This is a genomic window from Massilia sp. NP310 (genome assembly GCF_019443485.1).
In the GTDB taxonomy this organism is placed as follows: domain Bacteria; phylum Pseudomonadota; class Gammaproteobacteria; order Burkholderiales; family Burkholderiaceae_D; genus Telluria; species Telluria timonae.
The window spans coordinates 5,705,221-5,717,562 of sequence record NZ_CP080379.1 but is presented as its reverse complement, the minus strand read 5'-3'; the positions used below and the strand labels follow the sequence as shown (position 1 = coordinate 5,717,562).

The following is a 12,342-nucleotide window of genomic DNA, read 5'->3' as shown; positions in this document are numbered from 1 at the left end:
CAGAAGCAAACGAGGGATTGCCGGGCTCAGGGCGTGCCCGGGTCCTTGCCCTCCTCCACCTCGCGGTGAAACATCGGGATGTTGCGCGTCGCATTGCTGATGACTTCCAGCGGCAGCTTGGGCGTCCGGTCGGCGTTCAGCAAGCCATTGGCCTCCTGGAAGGTGTCGGCGAACTGGGTATAGCAGAAGCCGCTGAACATGAAGGTCTCATTCACCACCTGCAACAGGCGCCGGTACTGCTTGAGATAGCTTTCCGCCGTATGGGCGCGGTTATAGCCCCAGGTGGTCTCGTCCGGATTCGGGGTCTGCTTCGGATCGTAGGCGATGCCGCCGAATTCCGTCAGCACGATCGGCTGGCCGCGGTGCGGGAAGCCATCCAGGGTCAGGATGCGCCCGCCGGGACGCCGCTGGTCGAACAGGGTGCGCACCGGATCGGTGACGGCGTAGCGCGCCAGGATTTTCTCCGGATCGCTGTCGTAGTCGTGGATGCCGAGGATGTCGGTGGCCGACGCCTCCCAGCCGTCGTTGCCGATCACCGGACGGGTCGAATCGAGCGTACGCGTCAGGTGGTACAGCGCTTCGACCGCGTTGCGATGGGCCTGGGTCAGGGTCAGGTTGGGCACGCCCCACGACTCGTTGAAGGCCACCCACACGATGATGCAGGGATGGCTGTAGTCGCGCTCGATCGCCTCGGTCCATTCCTTGACCATGCGCGTGATCGCGCGCGGGCTGAAGCGGTAGGCCGAGGGCATCTCTTCCCATACCAGCAGGCCCAGCTTGTCGGCCCAGTACAAAAAGCGCGGGTCTTCGATCTTCTGGTGCTTGCGCACGCCGTTGAAGCCCATCAGCTTGACCAGTTCGACGTCGCGTTTCAGGTGCTGGTCCGACGGCGCCGTCATGAACGATTCCGGCCAGTACCCCTGGTCCAGCACCAGGCGCAGCTGGTAAGGGCGGCCGTTGAGCATGAAGCGGTCGCGGTTGATCGACACCGAACGCAGCGCCGTGTACGAGCGGATGCGGTCCAGCACCACGTCGCCGCAGCGCAGGGTCACTTCGGCGTCGAGCAGGGTCGGCCGCTCCGGGCTCCACAGGATCTCGTTGCGCGAATCGTCGATGCCGGGGTCGGACAGCGCGATCTTGCGGTTCGCTTCGCCGGCCAGCAGCTTGTAGTAATCGTCCGCCAGCAGCTGGTCGCCGTGCCAGATCTTGACCTCGACAAACAGCTCCTGCTGGATGTCGCCGGTCGCGAACACTTCGCAGCCGATCTCGTAGGTCTCGAATACCGGCGTCCAGCGCAGCTTCTGGATATAGGTCGGCGCCACCTGCTCGACCCAGACGGTCTGCCAGATGCCGGTCGTGCGCGGATACCAGATCGAGTGCGCGTCGAGCAGCCAGTCCTGCTTGCCGCGCGGCTTGGCCAGGTCGGCCGGATCGTCCTCGACCCACACCGTCACGGTCTGCTTGCCGTCGCCCTGCATGGCGCAGGTGATGTCGGCCGAGAACGGCGTATGGCCGCCCTCGTGCTCGGCCACCAATTGGCCGTTGACCCACACCTTCGCGCTGTAGTCGACCGCGCCGAAGTGCAGTATCGTGCGCCCGTCGTTGGGCATCAGGTCGAAGTCGCGCTGATACCAGACCACGCGGTGGAAACCGGTGTCCTGGATGCCGCTCATCTCGGTCTCGGGAGCGAACGGCACGGTGATCTCGTGCGTCCACTCCTTGACGTCGGACGGCATGAAGTACTTGCCCTCGTCATCGAAGCAGAACCGCCACTTGCCGTTCAGGTTCTGCCACTGGTCGCGCACCAGCTGTGGACGGGGATATTCAAACTGGTTCATCGTGGTCCTTTCTGTCAGTCGGCACCGGCACCAGGATCCGGCCTTGGCGTCCATCTTGGTTATAGGCCGCCAGCGCGCTGGCGGCGGCTTGCTGCGCCTGGCCCTTGCGGCACAGCGCCACGCAGGCGCCGCCGAAGCCGGCGCCGGTCAGGCGCGCGCCCAGCACGCCGGGGGCGGCGCGCAGGGCCTCGCACAGCGCGTCGAGTTCCGGGATCGAGACCTCGTAGTCGTCGCGCAGGCTGAAATGCGATGCATTCATCAATTCGCCGAAGCGCTCGGCGCTCACGCCTTGCGCCGCTTCGAGCACGCGCAGGTTTTCCTGCACCACGTGGCGCGCCCGCTCGCGCAGCGGCGGCGGCAGGCTCTCCACCGAGGCCGGGTCGGCGACGTCGCGCAGCGCCTGCACGCCGAGCTTTTTCGCGCCCTCCTCGCATTCGGCGCGGCGCTCGTTGTACTTGCTGGCGGCGAGCTTGCGCGCCACGCCCGAGTCGACCACGATCAGCTCGGTGTCTGGCGGCAGCGGCACCAGGCGATGCTCCAGCGTGCGGGCGTCGATGAACAGCATATTGCTCTCGTCGGCCAGGCTGGACGCCATCTGGTCCATGATCCCGCAATTCACGCGCGCATACTCGATCTCGGCGCGCTGGGCGATGCGCGCCAGCTTGACGTCGTCCAGCGCATCGGGTCCTATTTCCAGCAGCGCGCGCATGGCGCGCAGCATCGCCACCTCGAGCGCGGCCGAGGACGACAGGCCCGAGCCGACCGGCAGGTCGGTCTCGACATACACGCGCAGCGGCGGCACCTCGATTCCTTCCGCCTGCACCAGCCGGATGCAGCCTTCGATATAGCTGCCGAAGCCCTGCGGCGCGCTGCCGTCGCGGGCGAAGGTCACGGTCGCATCGAGGTTCGGCGAATAGAAGTGGAAATGGTCGTCGCCGCTGCGGCTCAGTGCCACCATGGTGCGCTGGGGCGTCGCCACCGGCAGCATGAAGCCGTCGTTGTAGTCGGTGTGCTCGCCCAGCAGGTTGACCCGGCCCGGGGCCGAGGCGTTCACTTCGGGCGCGCCGCCAAAGAAGGTGTCGGGGTTCAAGGTCATGCCTGCGCCTCCAGCCAGAGCGGCCGCTTGCGGCCATGGACGTCCAGCGCCGGCCAGCCCGGATCGCACGTCAGGTTCTCGAGCCCCTGCGGGCCGAGCAGGAAGGTGTCTTCGATCTTCATGCCGCCGAAGCTGGGGTTGAAGGCGAAGGCCATGCCTTCCTCGAGCTGGGTCGCGGTGCTGGCGGTGGCCACGATCTCGCGCGCCAGGTAGCCGGTGATGCCGCCCTGGTGGTGCTCGCGGATCGCGCCTTCGACGTCGGCATGGTGGTAGGCCTGGGCCAGCGCATGATAGACGCTCGACAGCGATTTACCCGGCGCCACGGCGGCCAGGCCGGTGGCCTCGACATCCATCAGCGCGCGCTGCGCCTCGGGCGCCGAGCCGGTGCCGCCGAAGCTCACGAAGCGGGTCAGGTTCGCATACAGGCCGTGGCGGCGCGCGCAGAACACCAGCATGGCGCGCTCGCCGAGCGGCTCGTGCGACGGCGTCGCGTGGCGGTACAGGGGCAGGCGCCGCGCGCCGGCCGCCAGCACCAGGGCCGGATGGATGCCGCGCCGCCACAGCGCCTCGGCGCCGGCGCCGGCCAGCTGCTGCTCGGTCCAGTCGGGCCTGGCCCGGTGCAGCACTTCCGTCATCGCCTCGGCGGCCTCGCGGCCCAGCAGGCGGTAGCGCGCCTGTTCGGCGTCGCCCAGCACCAGCTTGCGTTGGCGCAGCGCCAGCGGCAAGGGAAGTTCCTCGCCCACGGGACGGTCGGACAGGACGGCGCGGCCCTGGGCCGCATTGGCGACGAAGCGCTCGCGCAGCTCCGGCTCGGCCCACGGTTCGATGTGGAAGGTGAAGCCGCCCGGGACTTCCTCGGCGCGCAGACGCTCGCCCTCGATCTCGTCGGTCAGCACGCAGGCGTCGTCCTGCGTGACGAGCACTTCGGCGACGCCGACGCCGGTGGTCAGCAGCACCGCGCTCGAGCCGCCGGCCGTGACCCAGGCGAACCAGTCGGTGCCGCGCAGGCGCACCGCGCCGGCCCCTTCCTGGACCAGTGTCGCGCGCAGCAGCGCCAGTTTGTCGGCCACCTCCGTGGCCCGCATATCCAGCCCCGTCATGCGGCGTCCTCCAGGCTGACTTCGACCTGCTGCAATTCATAGGCCGTGGTTTCGGGCAGCACGTCCATCGCGAACATGCCGGCCGCCAGCTCGGTGCCGGCCAGGTATTTCAGGCGGTCGCGCGTGCGGTAAGGCGGATAGAACTGGGCGTGCAGCTGGGTTTCCGGGTGCTCGGCGCCGTCGGTCGGAGCCTGGTACCAGGCCATCAGGTAGGGGAAAGGCCGGTTCCACAGGGTCTCGTACTTGAGCAGCACGGTCTTGAGCGCGCGCGCCAGGGCTTCGCGCTGCGGCGGCGTGAGCGCGGCGAAATCCTTGCACGGCGCGGTCGGCATCACCCACACTTCGTAGGGATAGCGCGCGCAGGCCGGCACGAAGGCGATCGCGTAGTCGTCCTGGTACAGCACGCGCCGGCCGTCGGCGGCCTCGTCGCGCGCCATGTCGCACAGCAGGCTGGCGCCGTGCTGCAGATAGTATTCGCGCTCCTGCGCCAGCATGCGCGCCGGCACCGCCGGCACGAAGGGATAGGCATAGATCTGGCCGTGCGGATGGTGCAGGGTCACGCCGACTTCGGCGCCGCGGTTCTCGAACGGCAGCACGTAATGGATGTGCTGGTGACTGCCGATGCGGGTGGTGCGATCGCCCCAGACCTGCAGCAGGAGCTCGATGCGCGACAGCGGCAGGTGGGCCAGCGCCGCATGCGGATCCTGCGTGAACACCACCACCTCGCAATGGCCGTTGGCCGGCGCGGTCGGCACCGTCGCCAATGGCGGATCGTGCGACTCCAGCGCCAGCGAAGGAAAGCGGTTGTCGAACACGGCGATCTCGTAGTCGCCGGCCGGCATCTCGGTGGGATGCTCCTGGTCCACGGTCGGCGCCAGCGGGTTGTATTGCGGCGGCGGCTGGTAGGTGCGGTTCTGGCGGAAGGCGGCGTAGGTCACCCATTCGCCGCGCAGCGAATGCCAGCGCAGGTGCGGATTCGCATGCTGCGGATCCGGGAACGGGCTGGGCGCAACGATGCCGTCAGGGATCGGCCCATTGCTGTACAGGGTGAGGTGACGTCCGTCCGGTTTCTTGAGTTCTTTACTATGCATGGCAACAGTTCAGGTTCGATCAAGCGTTCGATCAAGCATTGGGTCGGTCCGGGCGCAAGCGCGCACGCCGGATACCAATGCATCGGCGCGCTCGCGGCACGAGAAACCGATCCTAACATGCTGTTTTCGCCACACTTTCAGAGGCGTACAAACTCATTTTCCGGGGGACAATACCGCTCTGTCACAGGGGCGATACAGCGCTCAGTCTAAGACGTGGATTCATAAGGGACAGTGCATGAGCTAGCCCTCGCCCTTCAAAATATTGTAGGCACATACCTACATCGCAAATAGAAGTAATTACACCAAACGCCAAGAAAAACGCTGACACGCACAGCAGGTGCAATGTCAGCGCATATTGCTACCAGGCAGTTTATTCCTGACGCAGAGGAAGCGTGAAATAGAAGGTCGATCCGACGCCGACGGCGCTGTCGACCCAGAGGCGACCGCCTTCCTGTTCGACGATCCCCTTGACGATCGACAGGCCCAGGCCGGCGCCCTTTTCCGAGCCGACGCGCCCCTGCGTGAAGCGATCGAAAATGCGCGGCAACAGCGCTGGCGCGATGCCGATGCCCGTGTCCGCGACCGAGACGACGACCTCGCCGTCGCTGCGGCGCGCGGCCACGGTGATGCGGCCTCCAGCCGGCGTGAACTTGAGCGCATTGCTGATCAGGTTACCCAGCACCTGCTCGACGCGCGTCCGCTTGCAGGCAATCATGAGCTTGCCGGGCTCGACCGCAGCGGAGACGCCGACCTCGGCTTTTCTCGCCAGCGGCAGCGCCAGGTCGATCGCTTCGCGGATCAGCGCATTCACGTTTTCCAGCTGAAGGCCGGGCGCCAGGGCGGCGTGCTCCTTCTTGGCGAAATCCAGGACCGACGTCACCAGCCGCTCGATCGAGTCGGTCGCACGCAGGCCACGCGCGACCAGTTGCGCCAGCATGGCCGGCGTGAGCGCCTGGTCCATCTGCATCACCTGCAAGGTCATCTTCAGCACGCTCAGCGGGTTGCGGATGTCGTGCGACACCATGTGGACCAAGCTTTCCTTCTCGAGGCTGGCGCGCTCGGCCAGCTCCCTGGCGGCCTGCTCCTGCCGGAAGGCGCGCCGCAGGCCATAGGCAAGCACGCTGACCCGGAAGTCCGACACCGCCTCGACCTCGGCACGTTTCCATGGCGTGGCCACGCCATCGACCACCTGCTTCCACGAATCGAAGGAAAAACGCGGATGCAGCCGGGCGACGCCGTCCTCGACCTGCACCCGTTTATCGGGCGCGCCGGCCCACACCACGGTCGTGATGACTTCGGGACGAAACCACAATACGTAGTTCTGGTCGGCCTTCAGGATCGACATTGCCAGCAGGCCGCTGGCGATGTCCTTGTATTGCCGGGCTTGAGGAAAGAAATTGCCCAACTGATTGGTCGCGTAGACCTGCTCATTGGCATGCTCGGCCGACAGCCACTCGACCAGCAGTTCGAGTTGCCCGACATCCGGCGTCTGCCCGATCGTGGTCCAGCTGCCGTTGTAATAGATCGCGGCGCTGCCGGCGCCGGCCAGGTCCAGCACGTCCTGGCTGCGCTTGACCAGCCCCGGGACGAGGTCGTCCTCTTCTTCGGTACGCGCGATCAGCTTCGCATGTATTCGTTTCAACTCGCCCCGGTAACGCTGGTCTTCCATCGACTCCTTCAGCACCAGCTGCGACGACACGATCTGCGCGATCATCTTGGCGCCCAGGCGGCGGTCGGAGCCCAGCTTGTTGGGAGTCGGATGATGGCAGGCGATCAGGCCCCACAGCTTGCCGCCATCGATCAGCGGCAGCGTGAGCGTGGCGCCGACGCCCATATTGCGCAGGTACTCGACATGCAACGGGGACACGCTGCGCAGCGCCGACAGGCCAAGATCGAGGGCACCGCCCGTGGCCGGATTCCGGTCGGGGTAAATCGGCACCGGCGCATAGCCGACGTCCGGAATCATGCGCAGCCAGTTTTCGAGGAAAATCCGCCTTGCCTGCGCCGGAATGTCCGAGGCCGGGAAATGATGGTGCAGGTACGAGTGCGACTGTTCCGATTTGGCTTCGGCGACGACGTCGCCATGCCAATCCTCGGTGAAGCGGTAGATCATCACGCGGTCGAAGCCGGTGATCATCCTTACCTGCTCGGCGGTGCGCTGGCACAGGTCAAGCAGGCTGCTCGCGGCGAATACCACGTGAACGGCGCTGCGGATCGAACGTTGCAGCGAGGTGGACAGCGCCTCCTGCGGCGCCAGGGCCTCGCACTCGAGGATCAGCACGCCGTGCCGCAGGTGGGCCGTCAGCTCCCATTCCCGCTCGCATTGCGTGGCCAGATCGAGAATGGGAATGACCAGGGGCGCCGCCTCGACCAGATCGTCGGCGCTGATATACGCCCGCAACGAGGCCAGCGCGGTGGCCGACAGATGCTCGGCCAGCGAACGGTTGACCAGCGAAACGGCATTGACGCCAAAGACCTCGGCGCAGTTGACGCTGGCGTTGGTGATCTTCAGTGAAGGAATGTCGATACTGACCAGGATGCCGAACGGCTGGATCGCGCCCGGGATGTGGATCGGTTCGTTCTCGCACTGGACCAGGGTCGCTTGCGAAATCGTCTGGCTCATGTGTATCAGATACTCGGGATGTTCCGGGATGTTGAGAAAACCCGCTTCCACTCGATACTAAAGCCAAACGATTAAATACGCGGAGTCGAAAGTCGGGCACGACTTCACATTCTATCCCCGGCATTCAACCAAATTTTCACTTGCCAATAATTTAGACGATCGGCAATTTTTTCAAGTCGCAAGAGCAACTCGGAACCATTGACTTCGATGCGCTTACCTGGCCAGGTCGACCAGGACGGCCGTGTACATCTGCAGGTTCAGCAACAGCTGCTTGGTGGTGATGAATTCGTGTTCCGAGTGACCGGTGTACTTCTGGCCCGGCATCGATGGACCGAAGCTGACCGCGTTCGGGAACAGGCGCGAATTGGTGCCGCCGCCGATCGCCACCGGTTTGGCGTCCTTCATGCCGGTGAAATAGGAGAACGTCGACAGCAGGGTCGGCACCTGCGGCGCATTCTCGAGAATCCAGGGGTCGCGCACGCCGACCCTGACGTTCGCCAGCGGCAGGCGGCGCGCCTGCCACTCGGCCAGGGCGGCGTCGATCTCGGACGTCAGCTGCTCGGTCGTCTTGCCGCGCGGCCGGCGCACATTGATCGCGACCTCGATGCCTTCGTCCAGCTGGCGGATCACGGTCGGCTTGAAGGTCATCGGGCCCATGAAGCTGTCGCGGTAGGCGATCTTGCCGAACTTCTCGCCGTGATAACCGGTGCCGACCAGGTCGTTCAGGTAGTTCACCACGCCGCCGGCCACCGTGTTCGGCCAGTCGCGCACCGCCAGCGCGTCGGCCAGCATGCTGACCGCGTTCACGCCTTCCTGCGGCTTGGACGAGTGGGCCGACACGCCTTTCGCGACCACCTTCAGGTTCGCGCCCTGGCGCTCGAAGGTGTAGCGCATGTCGTCCTGCGCCGCGGCGCGCGCGCGGATCTGCCGCTCGATCTCCGGCGTGGCATTGGCCACCAGCGCCTCGGCGTCTTCGGGAATCTGGGTATTGAAGGAGCCGCCCCTGAATTCGGCGATATGGGCGTCGCCGGCCGCAGGGAGCGCGGCGCCCGCCTTCGGGATCGTCACGGCCACGGTGCCGCCGCCCTTCTCCGCCGTCACCACCGGATACTCGGCGTCGAGCGTGATGCTCATTTGCGGCGGCACGTGGGTCTTGAGGAATTCGGTCAAGGGTCCCCAGTCCGACTCCTCGCCCATGTACACGTAGAGTTCAATGCGCTTGTTCAAGGGGATCTGGCGGTCGCGGATCGTCTTCATCGCATACAGCGCGGTGGCGATCGGTCCCTTGTCGTCCTCGGCGCCGCGCGCGATCAGCTTGCCCGGCTCGCTGGTGCGGTCCAGCACGAAGGGCGACTTCTTCCATTTGCCCGGGTCGACCGGCTGCACGTCGCCATGGGTCACGATGCCGACCCGCTCGCTGCCCTTGCCGAGACCGACGATGACGGTCCAGCCATGGTCCTCGTAATCGAGGCCGAGGCGCTCGGCCTCCTCTTTCAACGCGGCCTTGAACGCGATATGGACCGGGTTCCGGTCGGACGGGTAGCGCGCATCGACCACCGTATTGAAGCTGACCAGCCTGGCCAGGGTATCGACCACGTCGTTGCGGTAGGTCTGGACCGCATACTTGGCGGCGCTGACGGCGGCGTCGCTCGGCGCCGTCGCCGGCGCGGAAGATGCGGCAGGCGCTGCTGTTGCAGTGGCGGCGCCGGTGGCGGCGGTCCACGCCAGCACCAGGCTGGCAATCAAGGCTTTCTTGTACATACAACTCCGGGAAACGGCGCAGGAATACGGCGCGGGATTGCAAATGCGCAAGGAGTCTAGCACAGGCATGTGTGCACCCGATCCGCGTTTTCCGCGTATCGTTAGGCGCTTCGCACCAAGAGAAAACGCCCATGACCGACAAGACCATCCGCCGCCTGCACCCCGCCCTGCGCGACGACATCGGCGACCTGCTGACACAGCGCCCCGTGCCCTCGCACCAGCTCGAGCAGATCGACCCGTTCCTGTTCCTGAACCATCACGGCCCGCAGGTCTACGGACCGCACAACCGCGGCCTGCCGTTCGGACCGCATCCGCACCGTGGCTTCGAGACCGTCACCTTCATCGTCGACGGCATGCTGGCGCATCGCGACAGCGCCGGCCACGAGAGCGTGATCCACGCCGGCGGCATCCAGTGGATGACGGCCGGCAGCGGCATCGTGCACGCCGAGGTCTCGCCGCGCGATTTTCTGGAACACGGCGGCCCGCTCGAGATCCTGCAGCTGTGGGTGAATCTGCCGTCGCGCCTGAAGATGAGCGCGCCCGCCTATACCGGCCTGCAGCGCGACCAGATCCCCGCCCTGCCGCTCGATGGCGGCAAGGTGACGCTGCACCTGATCGCCGGCGAATGGGAGACGAGCACGGGACCGGTGCGGTCATTGACCGGCGTGTTCATGAGCACGGTCGCGATGCAGGCCGGAGGACGCTTGAAGGTCGCCGGCCTGCAGGGACGCAACGTGCTGCTGTACGTGGTGCGTGGACGTATCGGCGTGGGCGACCCCGGCGATCTCGTCGACGCTTACCAACTCGTGGAACTGGACGACGACGGCGACGCCCTGCACATCCGGGCCGAGGCCGATTCGCTGCTGCTGTTCGGCCATGCCGAACCGATCCGCGAACCGGTGGTGGCGCACGGTCCCTTCGTCATGACCACCCGCGAAGAGATCGTGCAGGCGATCGCCGACTACCAGGCCGGGCGCTTCGGTTCGACGCAGGCTTGAGACCACCCGAGGTTCGCGCCGGGTTCAGCGCTGGGTCGACGCCACGGCGCGCCTGTCGCCCTCGCGCACGAAGACGGTTTCCGGAATCCGGTCGCCCTGGAAGCGCAGGCTCAGCTCCCTGTCCACGGCGACAAAGCGCTTGCTGCCGACGTGGACCAGTTCGACCGGCCCGTCGCCCAGGTCGGCATACAGGGCGCGCTGACTGCCATTGAGCTTGCCGCTCACCTGCAGCACGCGGCCGTCCTCGAGCGCATATTCACCCTGCACACGGTCATACATGAACGGCGCCATCCTTACCTGCTTGACGTTGGAGGCGCGGACTTTGACCACTTCGTTGTCGGTCGTTTGCGGCGCCGCGCCGCTGGAGAACGAAACGGCGGCGACGGCGGCGAACAGGGCGATGTGCTTGATGCGCATGATGCTTTTCCTTTCAGGTCGAATGCGAGAGAAGAACCTGTGCGGCAAGCGTTCGTTCGCTCGTGAAGAGGCCGCATGGTCCACGTGTTTCGTCGTCGCCAGGGCTGCTGTTTTTGTCTGGCGATGAAGCCAGTCTAGCCAGACTTCGCGAACGCTCAAGCGGCAGTGGGATGAAGCGCCGAAACGCGCGATGAAACGCTGAAAACGTGAGGTGAATGGGAGGTGCATATGGGCCCCGTTCGGACACGTCTGCACCCCGTCTGCATGCCTGTTTCCTGCTGCGGCGCAAGCGCTGTCAAGCGTGTGTCTGCATTGCGTGCAGATGCCGTACATTAGCGCCATCGACAACGAAACAGACCCAACCCATGCAAGCGATTCCCCTCGTCGCGACCACGCGCGGCTATCCCGACTCCGGCAATGTGATCGAAAACGTCCACTGGGGTTCGGTCGCCGTGGTCGACACCCGCGGCCGGCTGTTGTGGTCGGCGGGCGACCCGGACTATCCGACCTTCACCCGCTCCGCCCTGAAACCCTTCCAGGCCCTGCCCTTTATCCTGTCCGACGGTCCGGCGCGCTTCGGCCTCACGCAGGACGAAGTAGCGCTGCTGTGCGCCAGCCATTCGGGCGAGGACATCCACCTCGAGGGCGTGCGCGCCATCCTGGACAAGATCGGCCTCGAACCCGGCCATCTCGAATGCGGCTGCGCGCAGCCGCTGCACTACGAGTTCACCGGAACGAAGCCGCCGCAGGATGCGCAGTGGACGCCGTTGCACCACAACTGTTCCGGCAAGCACAGCGGCTTCCTGGCCTGGTGCAGGCTGCACGACGTGCCGACCGCCAACTACGTCGAGCGCGGCCACCCGCTGCAGCAGGCGATCCACGCCACGCTGGCCGACACGGCCGGGGTGCCGGCGGACGCCATGCCGACCGGGATCGACGGTTGCTCGGCGCCGAACTATGCGCTGCCGCTGTCGCGTCTGGCGCACCTGTATGCGCGCCTGGCGCATGGCCCCAACGATCCGCAGCTGGGCAGCGCGATGGGCATCCTGTGTGACGCCATGACGGCGCGGCCCGACATGGTCTCGGGCTTGGCGCGCACCGACCTGCACTGGATGACGGCCGGCGGTGGCGACTGGGTGGCCAAGATCGGCGCCGACGCGGTACAGGCGATCGGCGTGCGCTCGGCCGGGATCGGCATCGCGATCAAGATTGCGGACGGCAACAGCCGCGCGCTGCATCCGGCCGTGTACGCCGTGCTCGACCAGCTCGGCCTGCTCGACGCCGGGCGCAAGGCCGCGCTCGAGCTCTACCGCCAGCCCGCCATCAAGAATGCGCGCGGCGCGGTGGCGGGCGACATCCGTCCCATCTTCACGCTGGAGGGGCGGCCGGTGAAAGGGTGACTTCACCGAAATAACAGG

Annotated in this window: 9 protein-coding genes; 2 read left to right on the top strand and 7 right to left on the bottom strand. The window is 66.2% G+C overall.

The features are described 5' to 3' along the window. Positions 1–26: 26 nt before the first annotated feature. The 6 genes from KY496_RS25240 to KY496_RS25215 form a co-directional block, all read right to left on the bottom strand. The gene (locus KY496_RS25240; RefSeq protein ID WP_219862971.1) at positions 27–1,838 is read right to left on the bottom strand and encodes a glycoside hydrolase family 2 protein; all 1,812 of its coding nucleotides are present in this window, start codon (positions 1,836–1,838) and stop codon (positions 27–29) included. Continuing rightward, positions 1,825–2,934 (bottom strand): galactokinase, encoded by a 1,110-nt coding sequence (gene galK, locus KY496_RS25235; protein ID WP_005668765.1) that lies wholly within the window; start codon positions 2,932–2,934, stop codon positions 1,825–1,827. The genes KY496_RS25240 and galK overlap by 14 nt, the downstream gene beginning before the upstream one ends. Continuing rightward, complete coding sequence (locus KY496_RS25230; protein WP_219862969.1) at positions 2,931–4,034, bottom strand: Xaa-Pro peptidase family protein; 1,104 nt, start codon at positions 4,032–4,034, stop codon at positions 2,931–2,933. Before KY496_RS25230 ends, galK begins: the two co-directional genes overlap by 4 nt. After that, positions 4,031–5,125, bottom strand: coding sequence for a galactose-1-phosphate uridylyltransferase (galT, locus tag KY496_RS25225; RefSeq protein WP_005668762.1), 1,095 nt, complete (start codon positions 5,123–5,125; stop codon positions 4,031–4,033). The genes KY496_RS25230 and galT overlap by 4 nt, the downstream gene beginning before the upstream one ends. Positions 5,126–5,495: 370 nt before the next feature. Next, positions 5,496–7,748, bottom strand: a complete 2,253-nt coding sequence (locus tag KY496_RS25220) for an ATP-binding protein (RefSeq protein ID WP_219862967.1) — start codon at positions 7,746–7,748, stop codon at positions 5,496–5,498. 213 nt (positions 7,749–7,961) lie between these two features. Next, the gene (locus KY496_RS25215; protein ID WP_219862965.1) at positions 7,962–9,509 is read right to left on the bottom strand and encodes a dipeptidase; all 1,548 of its coding nucleotides are present in this window, start codon (positions 9,507–9,509) and stop codon (positions 7,962–7,964) included. Positions 9,510–9,640: 131 nt separating this feature from the next. Here KY496_RS25215 and KY496_RS25210 point away from each other — a divergent pair, with 131 nt between their 5' ends. Next, positions 9,641–10,507, top strand: coding sequence for a pirin family protein (locus KY496_RS25210; RefSeq protein ID WP_219862963.1), 867 nt, complete (start codon positions 9,641–9,643; stop codon positions 10,505–10,507). A 24-nt stretch (positions 10,508–10,531) separates the two neighbouring features. On the opposite strand, the gene KY496_RS25205 is transcribed toward KY496_RS25210, so the two are convergent. Beyond that, the gene (locus KY496_RS25205; protein WP_005668755.1) at positions 10,532–10,924 is read right to left on the bottom strand and encodes a hypothetical protein; all 393 of its coding nucleotides are present in this window, start codon (positions 10,922–10,924) and stop codon (positions 10,532–10,534) included. 365 nt (positions 10,925–11,289) lie between these two features. Between KY496_RS25205 and KY496_RS25200 the strand changes: the two genes are divergently transcribed. Continuing rightward, entirely contained in the window at positions 11,290–12,324 is a 1,035-nt protein-coding gene (locus tag KY496_RS25200; RefSeq protein WP_219862961.1) for an asparaginase, read from the top strand. The last annotated feature ends 18 nt before the right edge of the window (positions 12,325–12,342 follow it).

Bases quoted from the DNA above. Each gene is read 5' to 3' on its own strand.
- KY496_RS25240 (WP_219862971.1), bottom strand. From the start codon at position 1,838: ATGAACCAGTTTGAATATCCCCGTCCACAGCTGGTGCGCGACCAGTGG.
- galK (WP_005668765.1), bottom strand. From the start codon at position 2,934: ATGACCTTGAACCCCGACACCTTCTTTGGCGGCGCGCCCGAAGTGAAC.
- KY496_RS25230 (WP_219862969.1), bottom strand. From the start codon at position 4,034: ATGACGGGGCTGGATATGCGGGCCACGGAGGTGGCCGACAAACTGGCG.
- galT (WP_005668762.1), bottom strand. From the start codon at position 5,125: ATGCATAGTAAAGAACTCAAGAAACCGGACGGACGTCACCTCACCCTG.
- KY496_RS25220 (WP_219862967.1), bottom strand. From the start codon at position 7,748: ATGAGCCAGACGATTTCGCAAGCGACCCTGGTCCAGTGCGAGAACGAA.
- KY496_RS25215 (WP_219862965.1), bottom strand. From the start codon at position 9,509: ATGTACAAGAAAGCCTTGATTGCCAGCCTGGTGCTGGCGTGGACCGCC.
- KY496_RS25210 (WP_219862963.1), top strand. From the start codon at position 9,641: ATGACCGACAAGACCATCCGCCGCCTGCACCCCGCCCTGCGCGACGAC.
- KY496_RS25205 (WP_005668755.1), bottom strand. From the start codon at position 10,924: ATGCGCATCAAGCACATCGCCCTGTTCGCCGCCGTCGCCGCCGTTTCG.
- KY496_RS25200 (WP_219862961.1), top strand. From the start codon at position 11,290: ATGCAAGCGATTCCCCTCGTCGCGACCACGCGCGGCTATCCCGACTCC.